Source organism: Bradyrhizobium sp. FW305-F6, from assembly GCF_058782905.1.
Genome location: NZ_JBYSYD010000001.1, coordinates 1,126,771 through 1,149,830 on the forward strand (window position 1 = coordinate 1,126,771; position 23,060 = coordinate 1,149,830).

Here is a 23,060-nt window from a genome sequence, read left to right on the forward strand (position 1 = left end):
CCTCGCCCCGCGAATTGACGATGCCGTCTGCCCGGTTGGGCTCGCGCACATCTCCGCGACAGGCTTGACCGTAGCAACGACGGCCAGGACCACACGGTTTTGCCGTACGCACGGCCCGCCATTTCGCCGCAGTTTTCCCGATGCCGTCGACAGCGCCGGAAACTTACAGACGAGACGAAACCTAGCAGCGCCGTTCGTCCGCGCGCGGCCGCGGGCTCACAGGGACTACCCGCCCTGCCCGCACCTCTCACGCCGACGCTGCCGCGTCCACCGCAAGCCCGGCTCGCGAACATGACGACCTCACGATCGCCCCTCAAGAATGAGCCGGGATGGGCGAGACATACGATATTTCCGAATTTCGGTAAAGCGGAATATATTCCCGAGAAGATATTGACAGTGGGCGAAACAGGCGGGGGTTGGGCCCCGGCACTTGGCGCCGTCACGACATCAGGCGACAGCCGCCTGGTACAGGCAGTCCCGAAGCCAGGCATGACCCTTGTCCTCTTGATTGCGCGGATGCCACAACGCGACGATGCGAGCGGGCGGCAGATCGAGCGGCGGGGGCGTGAGATCGAGCTCGTTGGCGAAGCGGATCAGAAAACGTCGCGGCAGGGTGCAGATGCAATCGCTGTGCGCAAGGATGACCGGCGCCAGTGCATAGGTTTGAATGGAGACAGCGACGCGCCGGGAACGGCCGAGCGCCGCGAGCGCGTCGTCAACGAGGCCCGAGAAGCCGCCACCGTCGGCCGAGATCAGCAGGTGGTCGAGCGCGCAAAAGCTGTCGAGATCAAGCGGCCGGTTGCCACGCGGGTGTCCTTTGCGCTGTGCGGAGAGGAAGCCGTCTTCGAACAGCGGCCGCTGCATCAGCTCGCCATGTGCGCGGTCAGCTCCCGTCACGAGGATGTCGATCTCTCCGCGTTCGAACTGGTCGACGACATCGCGCGCGGGGTGAACGAGAGCGAGCCGCGCCCGCTCCGCCACCGCCGTCAAGCGCGCAACCAGGCCGGGCGCCAGCGTCACGGCCGGATTCTCGTGAATGGCGACGACGAAGGTTCGCTGGCTGCGGGCGGGGTCGAACACGGCCGGCCCCTCCACCATGCGGCGAAGCTTGCCGAGCACGTCCGCAAGCTCCGTCTGCAGCTCCGCCGCCCTCGCCGTCGGCACGACGCCGCGCCCGCTCGCCGCGGGCACGAACAGCGGATCGGCAAAGATCTGCCGCAGCCGGTTGAGCCGCGCCGACAAGGCAGGCTGCCCGATGTTGAGCCGGGAGGCCGCGCGCGTCACGTTCCGCTCGCGCAGGAGGGCCTCCAGAGCCAGCAGCAGGCCGAGGTCGATCTCGGCGAGGTCATGGTCGTCGGTCGGCCGACCCCGACCGTGTTCCGCATCCAGCATCGGGGCCACCTCCGTCCACGGCACATCGCGGCGCCGACGAGCCGCAATACGAGGATTAGGACCAAAACGCCGGCATGAAAAGCTGGCCCAGCGTGCTTTTCAGGTATCGACAATGTCGATGGGACCCATCGAGCCCGCGGCTCTCCCCAAGACCCGGCGCGCTTCGTTCCTCACGGGTGCTGCGGCCCGGGCAATCAAGGCCCCACCTAGCTGCGGCGCAGTTGAGGAGATCTCGATGATTCAAGCGGCCAAGACCTACCACGTCGGCAAAGCATCGATCACGCGGATCGACGAATTGCGGCTTGCCGCATTCAAATTCGACGCACTCTATCCGGGAGCCGAGCCGCAGGCGCTGGAGCGTCATCGCGACCGACTCGAGGCGGGCTCGTTCGATCCCGTGACCGGCACCTTCATTCAGAGCATTCACAGCTGGCTGGTCAGGACACCGCACCACACGATCCTGATCGACACGGCCACTGGCAATGACAAGAACCGGCCGGAGATCCCGCCGCTCCACCGGCTCAATGAGCCCTTCTTGACGCGGCTCGCCGCAGCCGGCGTCACACCCGAGCAGGTCGACTACGTTCTGCTCACCCATGTCCATGCCGATCACGTCGGCTGGAACACGCGGCTCGTCGACGGGCGCTGGAGCCCGACCTTCCCGAAAGCGACCTACGTCTTCTCCGGGGTCGAGCAGGCCTATGGCGAGAGCCTCGCCACGGGCACAGAGCCGATCGGCGCAGCCCGCCCGGCCCCGGCCCTCGGCCCCGCGCTGCGCAAGCCGGCCGACCGTGTCTATGACGACAGCGTCCGGCCGGTGATCGAGGCCGGACTTGCCAGGCTCATTGCAGTGGACGGGAGCGAGGTCCTCGACGGCATCTCGTTCATTCCGACGCCCGGCCATAGCATCGATCACGCGTCGATCCGTCTCGTGTCCGGCGGCGAGCAGGCGCTCTTCGCCGGCGACGTGATGCACCATCCGCTGCAGGTCTACGAGCCCTCGCTCAATTCGTGCTTCTGCGAATTCCCGGAAGCCGCCTTGCGCTCGCGCGCCCTGGTGTTGGAGGACGCGGCCGAGCGTGGCGCAACCATCTTCACCACCCATTTCGCACAATCATCGGCCGGCCGCATCCGCCGGACCGGAGAACGCTTTACCTGGCAATTCATCTGAACGGAGACCGAGCATGAACCAGCAAGCTCGCGCGCGCGCCGACAGGCCCGAGATCGTGGTCGAGGACCTCATGATTCCGAGCGACACGGCCGGAATTTCGCTTCACCTGCGCAACAAGCGACCCGCGACGCTCACGACCTTCGTCGCCGAGCGAACCATCCTGATGATGCACGGCGCGACCTATTCGTCGGAAAGCCTTTTCGACACCCCCGTCGAAGGCGTCTCCTTCATGGATCATCTCGCCGCTCATGGTTACGACGTCTTTGCGCTCGACGTGCGCGGCTATGGCCGATCGACGCGCCCGCCCGAGATGGACGCGCCGCCGGAGCAATCCGGACCGCTGGTGCGTACCGAGACCGGCGTGCGCGACCTCGCCAGCGCAGTCGCGCACGTCTTGAAGCAACGCGACATCAAGCAACTCAATCTGGTTGCGATGTCGTGGGGCGGCTCGGTCGCCGGCGCCTACACCGCAGCGAACAACGACAAGATCGTCAAGCTCGCATTGGTCGCCCCGCTCTGGTTGTTGAAAGGCCCGGCTCCCATCGATGCCGGCGGGCGTCTCGGCGGCTATCGCAAGGTCCCGGTTCTGGACTTCAGGGAACGCTGGCTATCGGCTGCACCGGAAGCCGCCCGAGCGAGCTTGATCCCGGCGGGCGGCTTCGAGCTCTGGGCCGACATCTCGCTCGCGACCGACCCGCAGGGCAGCTCGCAAACGCCACCGGTCATGCGTGCAGTCAACGGCCCGATCCTGGACATTCGTGAATATTGGGCCGCCGGCAAGGCCCTCTATGATGCCGGCGACATCAGGGTGCCCGTGCTGCTGGTGCACGCAGAATGGGACCGGGACGTTCCCATCGCCTCGGCGCAGGATCTCTTTCTCGCGCTGAAACGCGCTCCCTACCGGCGATGGGTCGAGATCGGCGAAGGCACGCACATGGTTCTGCTCGAAAAGCACCGTCTGCAGGCGTTCGATGCCATCAGCCAATTTCTTGCTGAAGACTATGGCTAGCGCGCTCCCTCCTGGAGTTCGTCCGGAAAGCGCGACGCAAACGAGCTCCTGGAGCGCTCCCTCGGCGCGGGTGCCTGCTGCACCGCGAAACCACCCGCGCCGCAACATTCAAAATGAGACTCCTAGTCAAGCCGAAGGAGGCCCTGGAGCGTGCAGCGCATCTGACTTCGGCTAGCTTTCCTCCAAAGCCGCGGGCATTGAGCCACGGGCATATCACGGATCGTCGCGCCAAAAAAAAGCGATGACACAGGGAGGAGCACATGTCGAAATGCAGCATGGGACTGCTCGCGTTGAGCAGCCTGTTTCTTTCGGGCGCGGCCATCGCCCAGGAAAAGATCAAGGTGGGCGTGACCGCAACGCTCGAAGGCACCTACACGGTGCTCGGCGAGGACGGCATGCGCGGCCATCAGACCGCGCTCAACGTGCTCGGCAAGAAGGTCGGGGACAAGGAGCTCGAGTTCATCGTCGCCTCAACCGACGCGACGCCGGACTCGGCGGTGCGCGCCGTGCGCAAGCTGATCGAACAGGACAAGGTGCAGATCCTGCTGTCGCCGCTCTCCGGCGACGAGGGCATCGCGGTGAAGAACTTCGCAAAGAGCCATCCCAACCTGACGTTCATCAACGCGGCCTCGGGCGCGCAGGAAACGACCTATGTCGACCCTGCCCCGAATTTCTTCCGCTTCAACATGGACGGCGCGCAATGGCAGGTCGGCCTCGGCAAATACGCCTATGAGGACAAGAAGTATCGCAAGATCGCGACCGTCGGCGAGGACTACTCCTTCATCTACACCCAAGTGTTCGGGCTGGTGCTCGAGTTCTGCGGCATGGGTGGACAGGTGACCAACCGGCAATGGGTGCCGCTCGGGACGAAAGACTTCGCCTCGGTGATCGCCGCCCTGCCCGACGACGTCGATGCCATCTATCTCGGGCTCGGCGGAGCGGATGCCGTCAACTTCCTCAACCAGTATCAGCAGGCCGGCGGCAAGGCGCATCTGATGGGCGGCTCCATCATGATCGACCAGACCATCCTGTCCTCGAAGGGCAACGCCAAGAACGCCCTGATCGGCACCATCGCGGCGAGCGGCCAGGCCGACACCTGGGAGGATCCGGGCTGGCAGAAATTCGTGAAGGCCTATCAGGACGCTTTCCCGCCGAACAAGCGGTTCCCCAGCCCGTCGCTGCTGGCCACCAACTATTATGGTTCAACCATGGCGCTGATCCTGGCGCTGCGCCAGGTCAATGGCGACCTCTCCAACAACCAGGCGAAGTACAGGGAAGCCCTGGCGAAGATCGAGCTCGACGCACCGAACGGCAAGATCAAGCTCGACTCCAACCGCCAGGCGATCGGCACCAATTTCGTCACCGAAGTCGTCGATGACGGCAAGGGCGCGCTGTTCAGCAAGGTCGTGAAGGTGATCCCGAACGTCAACCAGACGCTCGGCTACGACCCGGCCGTGTTCGCCAAGATCGGGCTGCCAAGCCGCACCGTGCCTGAATGTAAGAAGTACTGACGCATCACATCGGGCAGACGCAACCGGGGAGCGACTCGCTGACGCGGTCGCTCTCCGCTCTTGCAATCTCGCCGGTGTTGTTGAACGCTGGCGGAAAAGACAAGAACGTTCGGGAGGGGAAGGCATGAGCCGTGCGCTCGCCGTCTTCCACGGCCGCTTCGGCCGGGCGACGGTTTATCAGTTGAACCGCCCTTTCAATATCCACGCCCATCGCGAAGGTCATCTGATCTTCCATGTCGGCGGCATGCCGGCATGCATCGACGTGTCCGACGGACATTACGATCTCACCGAAACCTCCGTCGTCGCCGTCAATCCCTGGGAGCCGCACAACTTCCTGCCGACCGATCTCGACGGCGGCGCCATCTTCTTCGTGCTCTACGTCAATGCCGAATGGTTCGCGCCCGATGCCTCGGGCGGCGACCGGCTGCGTTTCGGCCGCACCCAGTTCAAGCGCACGCCCGCGCTCGACAAGCATATCAGGCGGACCGCGGCGCTCGTGTGCGGCGCACCATCGCTCTCCAGCCTCGATTCCGAGCTGCGGCGGCTGATCGACATCTGCTACGACGAAAGCTGGCAGCAGGCCGAGATCGCGCGCGATCCGCGCACAAGCGGCGCCGTCACCGACTTTCGCGTGCGCAAATGCATCAAGATGATGTCGGAAAGCCCCGGCGCCGAAATCGAGCTCGACACCATCGCGCGCGAATCCGGCCTGTCGCGGCCGCATTTCTACCGGCTGTTCCGCGTGCAGACCGGCGTCACGCCGAACCTCTATCTCAATACGCTGATCATGGAACAGGCGCTCGAAGCGCTGGTGGCGAGCGAGGCCCCGATCGCCGATATCGGCTTCGACCTCGGCTTCTCCTCGCAAAGCGGTTTCACCCGCTTCTTCGCCGCCAATGTCGGGATGGCCCCGACCGATTATCGCCGCGCCGCCAAGATTTTGCGCGCCTGAGCGCGAGCCACGAAAAGATACTCACGATCAAACGTCGCCCTCGCCCGCTGGCTAGGATGTTGGCGACGCGATCCCGGAAAGAGGATCGCGACGACGGGAGGACGCACGTCAATGGCAGGGCTCGCAGCCGGCAACGGCTCGCATGCCCCCTCGCCCCGCTTGCCGGGCGAGGGTTGGAGTGAATCCGCGTTTTCGACGCGGCCTCTTTCCGCATGCACGAGCGGCGTCACGCGCGATTGCCCGGAGCGGCCTGAGCAAGCGCCTCGCCCTTCGAGACGACCGCTCCGCGGTCTCCTCAGGGTGAGTCTGATCGGTATCAAGGACGTTGAGACGGTTGCCGCGCACTCCGCCCTCATCCTGAGGAGCCCGCCAAAGCGGGCGTCTCGAAGGATGGGCCGCACAGCAACCGGGTCTGATACACGACTGCCCGGCCGCAAGCGGGGCGAGGTGAAGCCATGAGCCGCTTCGTCGAACGCCATCCGGCCTGGGCGCTGATCTCGATCATCGCCGTCGCAATCCTGCTCTGGCTGATCTTCGCGGTTTGGCCGCCGGGCCTGGAGCAGGCGATCGGCCGCAAGCGCGTCTTCCTCAACGCCCTATTCAACGGCATCACGCTCGGCGGCCTCTACTTCCTCGTCGCCAGCGGCTTCACGCTGATCTTCGGGCTGATGCGCAACGTCAACCTCGCGCACGGCTCGCTCTATCTTTTCGGCGGCTATGTCGGCTACGCCGTCAGCACCGCGACCGGCTCCTGGGTTCTCAGCTTCATCGTCGCCTTCATCCTGACCGCCCTGGTCGGCGTGCTGCTCCAGGTTCTCGTCTTCCGCCGCATGGAGGGCCAGGATCTCAGGCAGACCATGGTGACGATCGGCTTGTCCATCGTGTTCGCCGATCTGATGCTCTGGGCCTGCGGTGGCGATTTCTACCAGATCCAGACCCCGAACTGGCTGATCGGCCCCGTCGAGCTGCCGCTGGTGACGGCGATCAAATCCTCAGGCGAGCCGGTCTATCTCAGATATCCCTCGGTGCGGCTCGTGATTTTCGTCGCCTCCGTGGTGATCGGCGTCGCGATGTGGCTCGCGCTCAATCGCACCCGGATCGGCATGATCGTCCGCGCCGGCGTCGACGACCGCGATATGCTGGCGGCGACCGGCGTGCGCATCCAGCTCGTCTTCGTCGCCGTGTTCGCCTTCGGCGCGGGACTTGCGGGCATGGCCGGCGTCGTGGGCGGCACCTTCCAGTCGCTGTCGCCGGGCGAGGACATCCGCTTCCTGCTGGCCTCGCTCGTCGTCGTGATCGTCGGCGGCATGGGCTCGATCCCCGGCGCCGCACTCGGCGCGCTGATCATCGGGCTCGCCGAACAGCTCGGCTCGGTCTACATCCCCACCTACGCGATCGTCGTGACCTTCCTGATCATGGTGCTGGTGCTGGCGATCCGGCCGCAAGGCCTGTTGGCGAGGCGCTGAGATGTCGCTCGCCCATGATGCCCCCCGCCTCGCCGTTCGCCCCGCCACGTTGGCGCAGCGACCGGCACGGGCGTGGCCGGAGGTCAATCATCCCGCCGCCTGGGCCGTCGCGGCCATCCTGCTGATCATGCCGCTGATCGCCAGCGGCTTCTTCCTGATCGAGATCTTCGCCTCCACCCTGATCCTCGGTACCATCGCGCTGAGCCTGATGTTCCTGGCCGGTTACGGCGGCATGGTCAGCCTGATGCAGCTCACCATCGCGGGCTTCTCCGCCTACATGGTCGCGGTGTTCGGCGTCAGCGGCAACGCCAATATCAGCCTGGGCTGGCCGTGGTGGCTCGCGGTGCCGATGGCGCTGGCGCTGGCGACCGCCTTCGGCACGCTCGGCGGCGCGCTCGCGGTGCGCACCGAGGGCATCTACACCATCATGATCACGCTCGCGATCGGCGCGGCCTTCTACTACTTCACCAACCAGAACTGGGCGATCTTCAACGGCCATACCGGCATCAACACCGTGGCCACGCCGCACTTCTGGGGCGTGAACTGGCGCGCCGACATCCCCTTCTACTACATCGTGCTCGCGGTCGCCGCGCTCTGCTATTTCGCCGTCGAGTACCTCTCGCGCGCACCTTTCGGCCTGGCGCTCCAGGGCGTGCGCGACAATCCCAGGCGCATGGCGGCGCTCGGCTTCAACGTCAATGCGCACCGCGTCGCCGCCTATGCTTTCGCCTCCTTCGTGGCCGCGCTGGCCGGCGTGCTCCAGGTCTGGAACTACCGCCAGATCTCGCCGGGCTCGGTCAGCGTCGGCGCCTGCATCGACGTGTTGATCATCGCCGTCGTCGGCGGCATCACGCGCCCGATCGGCCCCTTCATCGGCGCGCTGATCTTCGTGCTGCTGCGCACTTTCGCGCTCGACTTCCTGGTGCGGATCGGGCTCGACGGCAACCGCTTCCGCCTGTTGATCGGGCTCGGCTTCCTCGCCATCGTGTTCTGGTCATCGGACGGCGTGATCGGCCTGTGGCAGCGCTGGCGGCAGCGCCGCGGCGCCGACCGTTCCAGCGGAGGGCGCAGCCATGGATAGCGTCGCCCGTCGCCTCTCCGCCGTCGGTGCCGGCTCTGCGCTGGAACTGCGCGGCGTGACGCGCATGTTCGGCGCGCTGGCGGCGCTGACCGACGTCACCATCACCGTGCGGCCCGGCGAGCGCCGCGCCGTGCTCGGCTCCAACGGTGCCGGCAAGACCACGCTGTTCAACTGCATTACCGGCGACTTCCCGCCATCCTCCGGCACCATCCGCTTCTTCGGCGAGGACGTCACGCACTTCCCGCCCTATGAGCGCATCCGGCGAGGGCTGCGCCGCACCTACCAGATCTCCGCGCTGTTTCCCGGCCTCACCGTGCAGGACAACGTCTATCTCGCCTGCCGCGGCGTCTCGCGCGGGCGCTTCTCGTTCCTGCGTCCGGGACAGAACGATGCGCTGATGCATGCGGCCGACAATCTGGTCCAGGCCGTGCATCTCTCCGCCGTGAAGGACCAGCGCGTGGCCGAGCTCGCGCATGGCCAGCAGCGCCAGCTCGAAATCGCGCTGGCGCTCGCCGGCGCGCCGCGCTTCGTGCTGTTCGACGAGCCAGCCGCCGGACTGTCGCCGACCGAACGCGCCGAGCTGATCGAAATCCTGACCTCGCTGCCGGCGCATATCGGCTACATCATCATCGAGCACGACATGGACGTGGCGCTGCGCGTCGTCGAGAGCGTCACGATGATGCACAATGGCCGCGTCTTCAAGGAGGGCCTGCCGCAGGAGATCCAGTCCGACCCTGAAGTGCAGGAGCTTTATCTCGGAGGCGGCCATGAATGAGGCCCGCCGCTCCAGCGCCGCGCTCGAGGTCCGCGGCCTCGACGTCTACTACGGCCACTCCCACGCGCTGCAGGGTGTGGATCTGACGCTGGAGAGCGGCGTGTTCTCCGTCGTCGGCCGCAACGGCATGGGCAAGACCACGCTGTGCAAGGCGATCATGGGACTGGTTGCCGTCAGCGGCGGCTCGATCCGCGTCCGCGGCGAGGACATCACCCGGCGGTCGCCGGCCCAGATCGCGCGGCTCGGCGTCGGCTACGTGCCGCAGGGACGCCGGCTCTGGCGATCGCTCAGCGTCGACGAGCATCTGCGGCTCGCCGGCGGGCTGCGGCCGGGCGTGTGGACCGTCGAGCGCATCTACGACACGTTCCCGCGCCTCGCCGAGCGCAAGGGTCATGGCGGCGGCCAGCTCTCCGGCGGCGAGCAGCAGATGCTCGCGATCTCGCGCGCGCTGCTCACCAATCCGCATCTGCTCGTCATGGACGAGCCGACCGAAGGCCTCGCGCCCGTCATCGTGGGGCAGGTCGAGGAGATGTTGCTGCGGCTGGGCGAAGACGGCGACATGGCCGTGCTCGTGATCGAGCAGAACATCGGCGTCGCCACCGCGATCTCGCGCAACGTCGCGATCATGGTCAACGGTCGCATCAACCGCATCATCGACTCCGCGCGCCTTGCCGCCGACCGCGAGCTGCAGCAGCGGCTGCTCGGGGTCGGGCTTCACGCCGAGCTCGAGCCCGATCTCGACATCCCGGCGTCCGGCCCCGAGGCGAAGCCCGCGTCGGCACCCCGCCGCGACGGACCGGTGCGCATCTACGTCTCCAACCCGACGCTGCCGACGCGATGGTCGCAGCCGGTGCCGATCTCCCGCATCGAGGCCGCGGCGCGGACGCTGTCGACGCAGGTCGCTCGGCTCGACGAGGCGGCGCGGCGCAAGCGCGAGCCGGCGGCGGCGCCGACCTCGGGGCCGCCGGTGGTGCTGGTCGTCGGCACGCTCGACACCAAGGGCCAGGAGCTGCGCTTCATCCGCGACGTCATCGCCGAAAGCGGCCTGCGCACGCGGCTGGTCGACGTCTCGACCAGCGGCAAGCATTCATCCTGCGATGTCTCCGCGCAGGAAATCGCCCTGAACCATGGCCGCGGCGGCTCCGCCGTGTTCGGCACCGACCGTGGTGCCGCCGTGACCGCGATGGCGGATGCGTTTGCCAATTGGCTGCGGCGCCAGGGTAATGTCGCCGGCGTGATCTCCGCGGGCGGCTCGGGCGCGTCCTCGCTGGTCGCCCCGGGCATGCGCGCGCTGCCCATCGGGGTGCCGAAGCTGATCATCTCCTCCGTCGCCTCCGGCGACGTCGGGCCCTATGTGGGCCCGGCCGACATCACGATGATGTATTCGGTCACCGACGTGCAGGGGCTGAACTCGATCTCACGCGCGGTGCTGGCCAACGGCGCCAACGCGCTTGCCGGCATGGTCAAGGCGCGGCTCGACGCGCGTGCCCCCACCTCGCGCGAGGCCGGCCACCTGCCTTCGGTCGGCATCACCATGTTCGGCGTGACGACGCCGGCGGTGCAGAAGATCGCCGCCGACCTGCGCGACGATTTCGAGTGCCTCGTCTTTCACGCCACCGGCGTCGGCGGCCGCTCGATGGAGAAGCTTGTCGAGTCAGGCCAGCTCGCCGGCGTGATCGACCTCACCACGACCGAGATCTGCGACCTCATGATGGGCGGCGTGTTTCCGGCGACCGAGGACCGCCTTGGCGCGATCATCCGCAACCGGCTGCCCTATGTCGGCTCGGTCGGCGCGCTCGACATGGTCAATTTCGGCGCGCCCGACACCATTCCCGAGCGCTACCACGGCCGCAAATTCCACGTCCACAATCCGCAGGTGACGTTGATGCGGACGACGGTGGAGGAGAACGAGCGCATGGGCCGCTGGATTGGCGAGCGGCTCAACCAGATGGACGGCCCGGTGCGTTTCTTCCTGCCCGAGGGCGGGGTCTCCGCGCTCGACGCGCGGGGCCAGCCGTTCTGGGACCCCGACGCCGACGCGGCGCTGTTCCGGACGCTGGAGCGCACGGTGCGGCAGACCGGCAACCGCCAGCTCGTTCGCATTCCCAAGAACATCAACGATCCCGACTTTGCCGCCGCCATCGTCGGCGCGTTCCGGACCCTGTTCGGCCGTGCCGGCGCACGGCGGAGAGTAGCGAGGTGAGCGATGGCCAGGTTTGAACGCGCAGCGCTGCTGAAGAGGTTTCGCGACATGGCGCGTCGCGGCGAGCCGATCGTCGGCGGCGGGGCCGGAACGGGACTGTCGGCAAAATGCGAAGAGGCCGGCGGAGTCGATTTGATCGTCATCTACAATTCCGGCCGCTACCGCATGGCCGGCCGCGGCTCGCTCGCCGGCCTGATGGCGTACGGCGATGCCAACGCCATCGTGCTCGACATGGCGAACGAAGTGCTGCCCGTGGTCACCCGGACGCCGGTGCTGGCGGGCGTCAACGGCACCGACCCGTTCCGCGACATGGACGTGTTCCTCGACCAGCTGAAAGCGCTCGGATTCGCGGGCGTGCAGAACTTTCCGACCGTCGGGCTGATCGACGGCACCTTCCGCGCCAATCTCGAAGAGACAGGGATGTCCTATGCGATGGAGATCGACATGATCGCCAAGGCGCACGACAAGGACATGCTGACGACGCCTTACGTGTTCAGCGAGAAGGAAGCCGCAGCGATGGCGATCGCCGGCGCCGACATCATCGTCTGCCACATGGGGCTTACGACCGGCGGCTCGATCGGCGCGCAGACGGCACCGAAGCTCGGGGATTGTCCTTCGCAAATCGACACCTGGGCCTCCGCCGCGCTCAGCGTCAATCCGGATATCCTTGTGCTCGCGCATGGCGGTCCGATCGCCGACCCCGCCGATGCCGATTTCATCATGAAGAACACCCGCCATTGCCATGGCTTCTACGGCGCCTCCTCGATGGAGCGGCTGCCGGTGGAGCGGGCGCTGACGGAACAGGTGCGGCAATTCAAGGCGATCGGCGCGCGATAACGCCGAAGGGACGAAGGAGGGAAAGATGTCGGGCAATCTGGTCGGTGAATTGATCCTCTGGCTGATCGTCGCGATCATCGTGATCGTGGTCGGCGTCTACATCGTGAACTGGCTCTACCATCGCTCCTCCAAGGAGACCTCGTTCGTCCGCACCGGGTTCCTCGGTGAACGCGTGGTGATCAATGGCGGCGCCTTCGTGCTGCCGTTCATCCACGATTACACGCCCGTCAACATGAACGTGCTGCCCATGGGCGTCGTGCGTTCGAAGCAGGATGCCGTGATCACCCGCGACCGCATGCGCGTCGACATCGAGGCGGACTTCTACGTCCGGGTGCAGGCGACACGCGAAGCGGTCTCGATCGCCGCGGCGACACTCGGCCGCCGCACCATGGAGCCCGGGCAACTTCATGCGCTGCTCGCCGGCAAGTTCATCTCCGCAATCCGCTCGGTCGCTTCCGAGATGACCATGGAGGAGATGCACGAGCGGCGCGGCGACTATGTCGCGCGCGTCAAGACCGAAGCGGCGGAAGCCCTCGCCCAGAACGGCCTCGAACTGGAATCGGTCGCCATCACCGATCTCGACCAGACCGACCTGGAATTCTTCAACCCCTCGAACCGATTCGATGCCGAAGGCCTGACCCAGCTGATGCAGGACATCGAGGCCAAGCGCAAGCTGCGCAACGACATCGAGCAGGACTCGATGATCAAGATCCGCTCGCGCAATCTCGAGGCCGAACGGCAGGCGCTGGAGATCGAGCGAGAGAGCGAGACCGCACGGCTGGAGCAGGAACGCGACATCGAGATGCGCCGCGCGCTCCAGCGCACCGAAGTCGCCCGCGAACGGGCGTTGCGCGAGACTGAGGCTGAGCAAGCGCAGATCTCGGCCCGCGAGGCCATTGAGCGCGCCCGCATCGCCAACGACCAGGCGATCGCGGAGGCCCGCATCGCCTCCGAGCGCGAGACGCGCCAGAGGGAGATCGAGCGGACCCGCACCATCGAGGAGAAGGAACTGCTGGCGCGCGAGGAGATCGAGAAGACGAGGATCGCCAACCAGCGCTCGATCGACACCACCCGCATCGCCTCGGAACGCGAGGTCCGCCAGCGCGAGATCGAGCGGATGCGCACCGTCGAAGAAGCCGAGATCGCCGCGCGCGAAGCCATCGAGAAGGCGCGGATTCAGCAGGACAGGGTCGTCACAGATGCCCGCATCGCCAACGAAGAAGAGACCCGTCGCCGCGAAATCGAGCGCACGCGCGCCGTGGACGAGGCCGAGATTGCCGCACGCGAGGCGACTGAGAAGGCCCGAATCGCGCAGACATTGATCGTCAATGTCGAGCGCATCTCCTCGGACGAGCGCACCCGCGCGTTGGAAATCCAGCAGGTGCGCACCATCCAGGAGGCCGAGATCGAGGCGCAGCGCGCGGTGGAAGCCGCCCGCATCGCCCGCGAGCGGACGCTTTCCGCCGAGCGCATCGCTGCCGAGCAGAACACGCGGCAGCTGGAAATCGAGCGCAACCAGGCCCTCGACGTCGCCGGTATCGCCGCGCGCGAGACCACGGAAGCCTCGCGGATCGCACAGGAGGAGCGCGTGCGGTCGCTGGAGATCGCCCGCAACCGCGCCGTCGAGGAAGCCGACATCGCCTCCCGCGAAGCGATCGAAGCGGCGCGCATCGCCCAGGAAAAGTCGGTCGCGGCCGAGCGCATCCAGGCCGAGCGCGACACCCGCGCGCTCGAAATCGAACGGACCGGCGTCCTCGAAGCCGCCGAGCTGAAGCGGCGCGACGCCATCGAGCGCCAACGCATCACGGTCGATCTGGCGCTGGAGGCCGAGCGCATCAACTCCTCCAAGAAGCGCGAGGTGCTCAACATCGAGCAGAAGAAGGCGATCGAGATCGCCGACGAAGACCGCGTCATCGCCCTCTCGACCAAGCGTTCCGAGCGGATCGACGCCGACCGGCAGGTCAAGCAGGCCGAGATCGTCGCCCGCAAGGAGGTCGAGACCACCGACGTCTCGCGCGAGCAGGCGCTGGAAGCGGCCCGCATCGAGCGGCGCCGCGCCATCGAGCAGCTCGAGGTCGCCCGCGTCCAGTCGCTCCAGGAAGCCGAGATCGCCTCGCGCGAGGAGGTCGAGCGTGCCCGCATCGCCTCCGACCGCGGTCTCGACGAAGCCCGCATCGGCCGCGAGCGCGAGCTGCGCAAGCTCGAGGTCAACCGCGAGAAGGAGGTCGAGACCGTCCTGATGGAGAAGGCCATCGCGATCCACACGAAATCCCTGGAAGAGTCCGCAGCCAAGGCGTCTGCCGAGGAAGCCCGGATGCGCGCGACGGAAGCTACCGAGCGCGTCGTCACGGCCCGGGAGAGCGAGATCGCCAAGCGGCGCAAGACCGTCGAAATCCTGCTCGCCGAGAAGCAGGCCGAGGAGACGCGCATCGCCGCCGAAGCCGAACGCGTGCGCGCGGCGGTCGAGGCCGAGGCGCAGCGGCTGCTCAACGAGGCCGAGAACGTGCTGACCGACCAGGCGCGCTACTCCCTGTTCCGCAGAAAGCTGCTCGACCGCATCGAGGGCATCGTGCGCGAGAGCGTCAAGCCGATGGAGAAGATCGAGGGCATCCGCATCCTCCAGGTCGACGGCCTCAACGGCAACGGCCACGGCAACGGCAATGGCGGCCGCAGCGCCACCGACGAGGTGATCGACTCGGCGCTGCGCTACCGCGTCCAGGCGCCGCTGATCGACTCCATTCTCTCGGACATCGGCGTCGAGGGCGGCAGTCTCTCCAAGATGCCGGGCCTGATCCGCGAAGCTCGCGACATGCAGGGCATCAAGGAGGCCGCGCGAAAGAGCGGCGGAGGTGCTGGCGGTGGCGAGAAGCCGGCAGCCTCCCCGCCCGCGACCGAGGGCGGGGAGCCGCCGGCCGAGCGCGGGCCGCGGAAGAAGAGCTGAGGTCCTGAGCGATGGCCCGCGTCTATGTCTCCACCGTCGTCAACGCCCGCAACGACCGCGTCTGGGCGCGGGTGCGCGATTTCAACGGCCTGCCGAACTGGCATCCGGCCATCGCCGAAAGCCGGATCGAGGGCGGCGAGCCCTCCGACAAGATCGGCTGCGTGCGCGATTTCCGCCTGCGCAACGGCGACCGCATCCGCGAGAAGCTGCTCGGCCTGTCCGACTACGACATGTTCTGCACCTACTCGATCCTAGAATCGCCGATGGGCGTCGAGAACTACGTCGCCACCCTGCGGCTGACGCCGGTCACCGACGGCGACCAGACCTTCGTGGAATGGACCGCCGAGTTCGACTGCGCACCGGAGCGGGAAACCGAACTGGTCAGCAATATCGGCGGCGGCGTGTTCCAGGGCGGGTTTGATGCCTTGAAGCGCGTGTTCGGAGGCTAGCCGTGCCGCATATCGTCAAGAGCACGATCCTGGACGCACCGACGGACGCGGTGTGGGGCGTGCTGCGCGATTTCAACGGACATGACCGCTGGCACCCGGCGGTTGCGACCTCGTCGATCGAGCGTGCGCAGTCCTCCGACAAGATCGGCTGTGTCAGGCGCTTCAAGCTCAAGGACGGCTCGGAGCTGCGCGAGCAATTGCTGGCGCTGTCCGACCTTGAACAGGCCTTCAGCTATTGCCTGCTCGATACGCCGGTGCCGATGTTCAACTACGTCGCTCATGTCCGCCTGCTGCCGGTGACCGATGGCGATCGCACCTTCTGGCACTGGGAATCGCGCTTCACCACCAGGCCCGAGGACAGCGACCGCATCACCCATATGGTCGCCGAAGACATCTATCAGGCGGGATTCGAGGCGATCCGCCGACATCTGAAGGAGGCCGCATAACATGGCCGTGACGGTCAAGACCTTTGCCAACGCGAGCGAGGCGGCCGGAGCGCTGTCCTCGGACCGCGCTACGCGCTATCTCGGCGGCGGCACGCTGGTGATGCGGGCCCTGAACGAAGGCGACGTCTCGATCTCGACGATCGTCCGGGCGCAGGACCAGGCGCTGACGCGGATCGAAGCGTCGGGCCCGCGCGTGACCTTGGGCGCCGGCGTCACCTTCGCGCGCGTCCTCGCCGAGCGCGACCTTGCCTTCCTGCATGCCCCTGCCCGCTCGATCGGCGGTCCCGCCGTCCGCAACATGGGCACGGTCGGCGGCAATCTGTTCGCGCCGAACCCTTACGGCGATTTTACCGTGGCGCTGCTGGCGCTCGACGCCACGATTGCGGTTCAAGGCGGCTTCGGCTCGCGCGATATTCCGATCGAGGAGTTTCTGCAGGGGCGGGAGCGACAGGCCGGGACGCTGGTGCTGTCGGTGTCCTGCACGCGGCCGGCCAGCAGCGAGGCGTTCCGTTACCGCAAGATCGCGCGCATCAAGCCGAAAGGCGGCTCGGTGATCACGCTCTCTGCGCATCTGCCGGTCAGCGGCGGGCGGATCGCGGGCGCACGGATCGCGCTGGGCTCGATGGCCCCGACACAGATCCGGGCCAGAGCGGCCGAACGCGCGCTGGAGGGACGCTCGCTGGACGCGGCGACCATCGCTGCCGCAGCCTCCGCGGCGAGCGAAGGAACATCGCCATCCGACAACGCGCTCGGCAGCGCCTGGTATCGCCGCGAGATCGTCGGCGTGCATCTGCGCCGCCTGCTCTCGGGACAGGAATAGCTGGCCATGACAAAAATACCCCTGCAATTTCGTCACAACGGCCGCGACGTCGCGATCTTCGTCGACGGCGGCACCAACCTGCTGGTCGCATTGCGCGAGCTGATCGGCGACATGACGCCGAAATTCGGCTGCGGCCAGGGCGGCTGCGGCACCTGCAGTGTGCTTGTCGACGGCGAGCTTCACCTCTCCTGCCTGACGCTGGCCGAAACCGTCGCGGGCCGCTCGGTCGAGACGCTCGACGGCATGAAGCAAGGCCCGAACCTGCATCCGCTGCAACGCGCCTTCGCCGACAATTTTGCCGCCCAATGCGGCTTTTGCACGCCGGGCATGCTGATGGCCGCAAAGGCCCTGCTCGACCGCAACCCCTCGCCGAGCCGGGCCGACGTGATCGAAGCGATCTCTGGCAACATCTGCCGCTGCACCGGCTACGAGCCGATCATCAATGCCATCCTGGCGGCCGCCGGCGGCCGGGCCAGCGCCTGAGGTCAAACCATGCTGGAACTACGCAAGGACATCTTCGCCGACGAGCGCGACGACAACCTGAAGGAAATCGGCAAGGGCACGCAGCGCCAGGACATGCTCGGCCACATCACGGGCACGTCCAGCTATTTTGGCGATCATAACCTCCAGGGCATGCTGCACCTGAAGGTGGTCCGGTCGACCCAGGCGCATGCAAGGCTGCGCCGCATCGACACCACGGAGGCCGAACGCTCTGCCGGGGTGCGCCGGATCATTCGCGGTGCAGACGTGCCGGTCAATCTAAACACGCTGCTCAGCCTGATCAACTTCGGCAAGGACGACGAGCCGTCGCTGGCCGTCGACAAGGTCCGCTACAAGGGCGAGCCGATCCTCGCCATCGTCGCCGACAGCGAGCGCGAGGCGTTCGAGGCCATCGCAAAGGTCAAGATCGACTACGAACCGTTGCCGACGGTGTTCGACGTCGAGGATGCGCTCAAGCCCGGCGCGCCGGTGGTCAACGAGACCTATCCGAAGAACGCCTTCATCTATCACGACGCCTACGATCATCAGCGCCTTCGCTTCGGCGACGCCGATGCCGCGCTGGCGACCGCCGACCACGTGCTCGAACAGCGTTACCAGATGTCACCGATCGAGCACGCGCCGACCGAGACCAACGGCGCCATCGCCGCGCCCGATACCAACGGCCGCTACGTCGTCTACACCTCGACGCAGGCGCTGTTCTTCTCCGTCGACACCTGCGCCAAGATCCTGGACGTGCCCTCCAACACCTTCCACTTCATCGGCGGCACCGTCGGCGGCGGCTTCGGCGGCAAGGTCGACACGCTGACCGAGCCGCTCGCGATCCTCGGCGCGATGCTGACCGGCCGCCCCGTTCGCTACGTGTTCGGGCGCGAGGAAGAGATGCAGTACGGCCCGCCGCGCGGCGCCGAGCGCATCTACATCAAGGACGGCGTGATGCGCGACGGCCGCATCGTCGCGCGCAAAATCCGGGCATTTTTCGACAGCGGCGCGTATACGCGGCTCTCCAGCTATGCCGCGGTGAAATGTGCCGCGCACCTGCCGGGGCCCTACACCATCCCGAACGTCTATGGCGACGTCTATTGCGTCTTCACCAACCGCACGCCGGCGACCGCCATGCGCGGCTTCGGCGTCACCGCGATGGATTTTGCCATCGAATGCCAGATGGACAAGCTCGCGGGCCTCATCGGCATGGACCCGATGGAGTTCCGGATTCTCAACGCCTATCGCGACGGCGACATGAAGGCGCACCGGCGCGAAGCCAAGAACACGGCTCTGATCGAGTGCGTCCAGGTTGCGGCGGAAAAAGCCAAGTGGCCGATCCGCGATGAGTTCAGACGCGCCTCATCACGCAAGGACGGCGGCGGCAGCCGCGCCGTAATCCCGCCGACGCCCACGGATTCCCGGGCGCGTCCGGCCGCGCCTGCGCAGCAGCGCACGAGCTATGACCGTGCACCGATGTCAACGACGCGGGAGCCGCCGCGCGAACCACCGCCGTCGGTGCCGCCACCTCCCCCGCCCCGCCCGGCTGCGCCATCGCACGGCGCGACCCGCTTTTCCTCCGTGTTCGGCACCAGGAGGCGTTGAGATGACCCGGCATCGCGGACGCGGCATGGCGTCGATCAACTACCCCATCGGCATGAATCTCGGCGGCGATCCGAGCCAGGCGCTGGTGCATTCCAACCCGAGCGGCAAGTTCACGGTGGCTTTGTCGTCGATCGACCTCGGCCAGGGCATGAAGTCGGTGACGCGGCAGATCTGCGCCGAGACGCTCGGCGTGCCGGTCGAGGACGTCTATGTCGACACCGCGGATTCGGACACCGGGCCGCACTGCATGGGCTCGTTCGCCTCGCGCGGCACGCACCGCGTCGGCAACGCCGTAATGGCGGCCGCCAAGGAAGCGCGCGGCGTGATGATGGAGGCCGCGGCCGAGGAGCTCGAGGTCAACGCCGCCGATCTCGAAACCGACGGCCGCGGCAACATCCACGTCAAGGGCGCGCCGCACCGCTCGATCTCGACCAAGGACGTCGCCATCGCCGCGCAGTTCAAGCAGGGCAAGACCATCTCCGGACGCGGCATCTTCCTGGTGCCGCTGTCGAACGTCGACCCAGAAACGGGCGAGATGTCGCCGGCGACCTGCTACGCCCATGCCTGCCTCGTCGCCGAGGTCGAAGTCGACGACGAGACCGGCGAGGTCGCGATGGTCCGGATGGACTCGGCTTACGAGCTCGGCCGCGCGCTCAACCCGCGGCTGGTCGAGCAGCAGCTCGTCGGCGGCGCCTGGATGGGCGTCAGCCACGCGCTCTACGAGACGCCTGAGCCATACTATCCCGATCCTGTCCACGGGCCCCGCGACTTCGTCGAATATCTGATGCCCGGTCCCGGCGACATCTGCCCGCACGATATCGCCGTGCTGGAGCGCCCTGCTCCCGATGGTCCGTTCGGGGGAAAAGGCCCTGGCGAGATGTGCGCCAATCCGGTCCTGCCGGCGGTGGCGAATGCGATCTTCAACGCGGTGGGCGTGCGGATCGACGAGCTACCGATCACACCGGAAAAGGTGCTGCGGGCGATCAAGGCGCAGGGCGGCGCGCGGCCGCAGGCGCGGCGCTGAGGCGGGTTCATGGCAGTTCGCAGCAACATCGTCGGCATCGACAGCCCGGAGGCGCTGGAGAAGGCGCTGCGCGCGGCCTATTACCTCGCCGACGAGGGACTGGCGACGGCCGCCTATCTCGGCCTTGCGCTGGGCAAACCGCTGCTGCTGGAAGGCGCGCCCGGCGTCGGCAAGACGGAGGCGGCGAAGGCCATCGCCGCGGTGCTCGGCCGCCGTCTCATCCGCCTGCAATGCTACGAGGGCATCGACGCGGCCGCCGCGCTCTACGAGTGGAACTATCCGCGGCAAATGCTGGCGATCCGCCAGGCAGGCGACGAGAGCATCGACATTTACGGCGAGACCTTCCTGATCGAGCGTCCCATGCTGGCGGCGCTGCGCGCACCCGATTCCACCGTGCTCCTGATCGACGAGATCGACCGCGCCGACCAGGAGTTCGAGGCCTTCCTGCTCGAATTCCTGTCCGACTTCCAGATCTCGATTCCCGAGCGCGGCACGGTTCGCGCGGTCGAACGCCCCGTGGTGGTGCTGACGTCGAACCGGACACGCGATCTGCACGAGGCCCTGCGCCGCCGCTGCGTGTATCACTGGATCGATTACCCGACTGCGGAGCGGGAAGCACGCATCATCATGATGCGCGCCTCCACCGTCGCCGAAACCACGGCCCGCGCCGTCGTCGCGGCGGTCGAACGGCTGCGCCGCGAGCCGCTGAGCAAGGCGCCCGGCATCGCCGAGGCCGTCGACTGGGCGGAGGCGGCGACGCTTCTCAATAAGGGCGGCGCGCGCTGGCCGGATGCGTTCAAGCGTTCGATCGGCGTGGCGCTGAAGGACGAAGAGGATCTGCACTTCATCGCGCCGCGGCTCGATGCCATGCTCGCGGAGGCCACCGCATGAGCCCCGAGCTGCAGCTCCCGCGCGCTGCCCGCATCTTCGTCTCCTTCGTGACGCTGTTGCGCGCCAACGGCTTCGCCGTGGCGCCGGAGCAGACCACCGCATTTCTTACCGCCATCGCGCTGCTCGGCCCGCGCGATCTCGGCGACATCAGGCAATCCGCCCTCGCCACCCTCGCCCCGCCGCCCGAGCGCCGCACCACCTTCGACCGGCTGTTCGACCTCCATTTCCGCGGCAGCGAGGCGATCGCGCATGCCGAAGACGGCGACGACGACGAGACCGTCCGCCTCCAGGAGGAAGGTCGCGGCGACGAGGAGCCCCTGCTTTCCGACGAGGCCAACGAGTCCGGCCTCACCGCGGCACGCAGCGAGGCGCTGGTCGAGCGCCGGTTTACGCAGCTTTCCACGACCGACGCGCTCCGGCGCCTGGCGCGGGAAGCCCCGCGGCGCCTGCCGCGCCGTCGCGGCCCCCGCCGCATGCGGGCGCGCCGCGGCCCCTTTGCCGATCTCCGCCGCACCTTGCGCGACAGCGTCCGCAGCGACGGCGAGATCCTGCGGCTCGGCCACATGAAGCGACGGCAGCGCCCGCGCAAGGTCTTGCTGCTGATCGACGTCTCCGGCTCGATGAAAAGCCGCACCGAGGAGAACATGAAGCTGGCGCATACGCTGGTGCAGGCCGCGCCCAATGTCGAGGTCTTCACCTTCGGCACGCGGCTGACCCGTGTCACCCGTGCGCTGCGGCTGAAACGCCGCGAGCAGGCGCTGAATGCGGCGGCGCATCTCGTCAGCGACTGGGACGGCGGCACCCGCATCGGCGACGCGCTGCAGGCGTTCCTCGCCGTCCCACGGTTCGGCGGCTACGCCCGCGGCGCCGCTGTCGTCATCGTGTCGGACGGGCTCGAGCGGGGCGAGCCCGACACCCTTCGCGACGCCGTCGCGAAACTGTCGCGGCGGGCCTGGCGTCTGAGCTGGCTGACGCCGCTGGCAACGAGCCCTGCATTCCGCCCGCAAACCGAAGCGCTGGTCGCAATCGAGCGCTTCGTCGACGACCTCGTGGACGGTGGATCGAGCGCCTCGATCGTCGCTCATGTGCTGGCACTGGGAAGGAGAGCTGCGTGAACGATATCGTCGACGGCCATCACCACATCTGGCGACAGGCCGATCTGCCCTGGCTGACCGGCCCGATGCAGCCACGCATCTTCGGCCCATACGAGCCGATCCGGCGCGATTATCCAATCGAGGAATATCTCGGCGATCTCAAGGACTGCGGCGTAAGTCGCTCCGTCTATGTGCAGACCAACTGGGCCAACGACCGTTTCGAGGACGAGGCCGCTTGGGTGCAGCGGACGGCGGACGAGCACGGCTGGCCGCATGCCATCGTCGCCTACGCCGATTTTGCCGTGGACGACGTGCGCCCGCAACTCGATCGCCTGAAGCGGTACCCGTTGCTGCGCGGCGTGCGCATGCAGCTGCACTGGCACGAGAACCCGCTCTATCGCTTCGCCGCGCGACCGGACCTCTGCGCCGATCCGGTGATCCGCCGCAACGTCGCGCATCTGGCCGATTACGGCTGGAGCTTCGACCTCCAGGTCTTCACGCCGCAGATGCCAGACGCGGCACAGCTCGCTGACTCCTGCCCCGACGTGACGTTCATCCTTCAACATGCCGGCATGCTCGAAGACCCGTCGCCGGCAGGGCGCGCGGCCTGGCGCGCCGGGATGGCCCGGCTCGCGGCCTGCCCGAACGTGGTCTCCAAGCTCTCCGGGCTCGGCACCTTCATCCATCGCAACGATCCCGCGCACATTGCGGCCGTGCTCACCGATACCGTCGCGATCTTCGGCGCCGAACGCTGCCTGTTCGGCTCCAATTTTCCGATCGAGAAATTGTGGACCAGTTACCGCGAGCTCGTCGCAGCCTTTCGCGCCGCAGCCGCCCCGTTCAGTGCGGAGCAGCAGGATGCGATCTTCAGGACGACGGCGACGCGCGTCTATCGGCTTTGACGGACAAGAAA

At 67.1% G+C, this 23,060-nt stretch carries 20 protein-coding genes; 19 read left to right on the plus strand and 1 reads right to left on the minus strand.

The genetic code is table 11. The features are described 5' to 3' along the window. Window positions 1-447 precede the first annotated feature (447 nt). Complete coding sequence (locus AC3WLX_RS05485) at window positions 448-1,392, minus strand: LysR family transcriptional regulator (RefSeq protein WP_492334997.1); 945 nt, start codon at window positions 1,390-1,392, stop codon at window positions 448-450. Between the two features lie 235 nt (window positions 1,393-1,627). On the opposite strand from AC3WLX_RS05485, the gene AC3WLX_RS05490 reads away from it, so the two are divergent. From AC3WLX_RS05490 to AC3WLX_RS05580, 19 genes are all read left to right on the plus strand, one after another. After that, on the plus strand, window positions 1,628-2,563 hold the full coding sequence (locus tag AC3WLX_RS05490; RefSeq protein ID WP_492334998.1) for an MBL fold metallo-hydrolase: 936 nt from the start codon (window positions 1,628-1,630) through the stop codon (window positions 2,561-2,563). A 13-nt stretch (window positions 2,564-2,576) separates the two neighbouring features. Next, window positions 2,577-3,572, plus strand: coding sequence for an alpha/beta hydrolase (locus tag AC3WLX_RS05495; RefSeq protein ID WP_492334999.1), 996 nt, complete (start codon window positions 2,577-2,579; stop codon window positions 3,570-3,572). A gap of 260 nt (window positions 3,573-3,832) precedes the next feature. Next, complete coding sequence (locus tag AC3WLX_RS05500; RefSeq protein ID WP_492335000.1) at window positions 3,833-5,083, plus strand: ABC transporter substrate-binding protein; 1,251 nt, start codon at window positions 3,833-3,835, stop codon at window positions 5,081-5,083. 124 nt (window positions 5,084-5,207) lie between these two features. Then, the gene (locus AC3WLX_RS05505) at window positions 5,208-6,035 is read left to right on the plus strand and encodes a helix-turn-helix domain-containing protein (RefSeq protein WP_291627294.1); all 828 of its coding nucleotides are present in this window, start codon (window positions 5,208-5,210) and stop codon (window positions 6,033-6,035) included. A gap of 455 nt (window positions 6,036-6,490) precedes the next feature. Next, complete coding sequence (locus tag AC3WLX_RS05510) at window positions 6,491-7,501, plus strand: branched-chain amino acid ABC transporter permease (RefSeq protein ID WP_291627292.1); 1,011 nt, start codon at window positions 6,491-6,493, stop codon at window positions 7,499-7,501. Window position 7,502: 1 nt separating this feature from the next. Then, window positions 7,503-8,582: a branched-chain amino acid ABC transporter permease gene (locus AC3WLX_RS05515; protein ID WP_492335001.1), complete on the plus strand. Its 1,080-nt coding sequence runs from the start codon at window positions 7,503-7,505 to the stop codon at window positions 8,580-8,582. Next, a complete protein-coding gene (locus AC3WLX_RS05520) occupies window positions 8,575-9,357 on the plus strand; it encodes an ABC transporter ATP-binding protein (protein ID WP_492335002.1) in 783 nt (260 codons plus the stop codon). Before AC3WLX_RS05515 ends, AC3WLX_RS05520 begins: the two co-directional genes overlap by 8 nt. Then, window positions 9,350-11,560 (plus strand): ABC transporter permease, encoded by a 2,211-nt coding sequence (locus AC3WLX_RS05525; RefSeq protein WP_492335003.1) that lies wholly within the window; start codon window positions 9,350-9,352, stop codon window positions 11,558-11,560. The genes AC3WLX_RS05520 and AC3WLX_RS05525 overlap by 8 nt, the downstream gene beginning before the upstream one ends. A 3-nt stretch (window positions 11,561-11,563) precedes the next feature. Continuing rightward, entirely contained in the window at window positions 11,564-12,397 is an 834-nt protein-coding gene (locus tag AC3WLX_RS05530) for a phosphoenolpyruvate hydrolase family protein (protein WP_492335004.1), read from the plus strand. A 25-nt stretch (window positions 12,398-12,422) separates the two neighbouring features. Continuing rightward, window positions 12,423-15,338, plus strand: coding sequence for a flotillin family protein (locus AC3WLX_RS05535; RefSeq protein ID WP_492335005.1), 2,916 nt, complete (start codon window positions 12,423-12,425; stop codon window positions 15,336-15,338). Between the two features lie 11 nt (window positions 15,339-15,349). Next, the gene (locus AC3WLX_RS05540; RefSeq protein ID WP_061882131.1) at window positions 15,350-15,787 is read left to right on the plus strand and encodes an SRPBCC family protein; all 438 of its coding nucleotides are present in this window, start codon (window positions 15,350-15,352) and stop codon (window positions 15,785-15,787) included. Between the two features lie 2 nt (window positions 15,788-15,789). Then, on the plus strand, window positions 15,790-16,233 hold the full coding sequence (locus AC3WLX_RS05545) for an SRPBCC family protein (RefSeq protein ID WP_492335006.1): 444 nt from the start codon (window positions 15,790-15,792) through the stop codon (window positions 16,231-16,233). A 1-nt stretch (window position 16,234) separates the two neighbouring features. Further along, on the plus strand, window positions 16,235-17,053 hold the full coding sequence (locus AC3WLX_RS05550; protein WP_492335007.1) for an FAD binding domain-containing protein: 819 nt from the start codon (window positions 16,235-16,237) through the stop codon (window positions 17,051-17,053). 6 nt (window positions 17,054-17,059) lie between these two features. Continuing rightward, window positions 17,060-17,536 (plus strand): (2Fe-2S)-binding protein, encoded by a 477-nt coding sequence (locus AC3WLX_RS05555; protein WP_492335008.1) that lies wholly within the window; start codon window positions 17,060-17,062, stop codon window positions 17,534-17,536. A 9-nt stretch (window positions 17,537-17,545) separates the two neighbouring features. Continuing rightward, window positions 17,546-19,138 carry a xanthine dehydrogenase family protein molybdopterin-binding subunit gene (locus tag AC3WLX_RS05560; RefSeq protein WP_492335009.1) on the plus strand — a complete coding sequence of 531 codons (1,593 nt, stop codon included), beginning with the start codon at window positions 17,546-17,548 and terminating at the stop codon, window positions 19,136-19,138. 1 nt (window position 19,139) lies between these two features. After that, window positions 19,140-20,162: a xanthine dehydrogenase family protein molybdopterin-binding subunit gene (locus tag AC3WLX_RS05565; protein ID WP_492335010.1), complete on the plus strand. Its 1,023-nt coding sequence runs from the start codon at window positions 19,140-19,142 to the stop codon at window positions 20,160-20,162. A 9-nt stretch (window positions 20,163-20,171) separates the two neighbouring features. After that, a complete protein-coding gene (locus AC3WLX_RS05570; RefSeq protein ID WP_492335011.1) occupies window positions 20,172-21,053 on the plus strand; it encodes an AAA family ATPase in 882 nt (293 codons plus the stop codon). Beyond that, window positions 21,050-22,168: a vWA domain-containing protein gene (locus tag AC3WLX_RS05575; RefSeq protein ID WP_492335012.1), complete on the plus strand. Its 1,119-nt coding sequence runs from the start codon at window positions 21,050-21,052 to the stop codon at window positions 22,166-22,168. Before AC3WLX_RS05570 ends, AC3WLX_RS05575 begins: the two co-directional genes overlap by 4 nt. After that, window positions 22,165-23,049 (plus strand): amidohydrolase family protein, encoded by an 885-nt coding sequence (locus AC3WLX_RS05580; RefSeq protein WP_492335013.1) that lies wholly within the window; start codon window positions 22,165-22,167, stop codon window positions 23,047-23,049. The genes AC3WLX_RS05575 and AC3WLX_RS05580 overlap by 4 nt, the downstream gene beginning before the upstream one ends. The last annotated feature ends 11 nt before the right edge of the window (window positions 23,050-23,060 follow it).

Excerpts from the sequence above, each read along its gene's own strand:
- AC3WLX_RS05575 (WP_492335012.1), top strand. The coding sequence starts at position 21,050 with ATGAGCCCCGAGCTGCAGCTCCCGCGCGCTGCCCGCATCTTCGTCTCC.
- AC3WLX_RS05555 (WP_492335008.1), top strand. The coding sequence starts at position 17,060 with ATGACAAAAATACCCCTGCAATTTCGTCACAACGGCCGCGACGTCGCG.
- AC3WLX_RS05515 (WP_492335001.1), top strand. The coding sequence starts at position 7,503 with ATGTCGCTCGCCCATGATGCCCCCCGCCTCGCCGTTCGCCCCGCCACG.
- AC3WLX_RS05485 (WP_492334997.1), bottom strand. The coding sequence starts at position 1,392 with ATGCTGGATGCGGAACACGGTCGGGGTCGGCCGACCGACGACCATGAC.
- AC3WLX_RS05565 (WP_492335010.1), top strand. The coding sequence starts at position 19,140 with ATGACCCGGCATCGCGGACGCGGCATGGCGTCGATCAACTACCCCATC.
- AC3WLX_RS05520 (WP_492335002.1), top strand. The coding sequence starts at position 8,575 with ATGGATAGCGTCGCCCGTCGCCTCTCCGCCGTCGGTGCCGGCTCTGCG.
- AC3WLX_RS05500 (WP_492335000.1), top strand. The coding sequence starts at position 3,833 with ATGTCGAAATGCAGCATGGGACTGCTCGCGTTGAGCAGCCTGTTTCTT.
- AC3WLX_RS05510 (WP_291627292.1), top strand. The coding sequence starts at position 6,491 with ATGAGCCGCTTCGTCGAACGCCATCCGGCCTGGGCGCTGATCTCGATC.
- AC3WLX_RS05505 (WP_291627294.1), top strand. The coding sequence starts at position 5,208 with ATGAGCCGTGCGCTCGCCGTCTTCCACGGCCGCTTCGGCCGGGCGACG.
- AC3WLX_RS05530 (WP_492335004.1), top strand. The coding sequence starts at position 11,564 with ATGGCCAGGTTTGAACGCGCAGCGCTGCTGAAGAGGTTTCGCGACATG.
- AC3WLX_RS05570 (WP_492335011.1), top strand. The coding sequence starts at position 20,172 with ATGGCAGTTCGCAGCAACATCGTCGGCATCGACAGCCCGGAGGCGCTG.
- AC3WLX_RS05495 (WP_492334999.1), top strand. The coding sequence starts at position 2,577 with ATGAACCAGCAAGCTCGCGCGCGCGCCGACAGGCCCGAGATCGTGGTC.
- AC3WLX_RS05525 (WP_492335003.1), top strand. The coding sequence starts at position 9,350 with ATGAATGAGGCCCGCCGCTCCAGCGCCGCGCTCGAGGTCCGCGGCCTC.
- AC3WLX_RS05550 (WP_492335007.1), top strand. The coding sequence starts at position 16,235 with ATGGCCGTGACGGTCAAGACCTTTGCCAACGCGAGCGAGGCGGCCGGA.
- AC3WLX_RS05560 (WP_492335009.1), top strand. The coding sequence starts at position 17,546 with ATGCTGGAACTACGCAAGGACATCTTCGCCGACGAGCGCGACGACAAC.
- AC3WLX_RS05490 (WP_492334998.1), top strand. The coding sequence starts at position 1,628 with ATGATTCAAGCGGCCAAGACCTACCACGTCGGCAAAGCATCGATCACG.
- AC3WLX_RS05535 (WP_492335005.1), top strand. The coding sequence starts at position 12,423 with ATGTCGGGCAATCTGGTCGGTGAATTGATCCTCTGGCTGATCGTCGCG.
- AC3WLX_RS05540 (WP_061882131.1), top strand. The coding sequence starts at position 15,350 with ATGGCCCGCGTCTATGTCTCCACCGTCGTCAACGCCCGCAACGACCGC.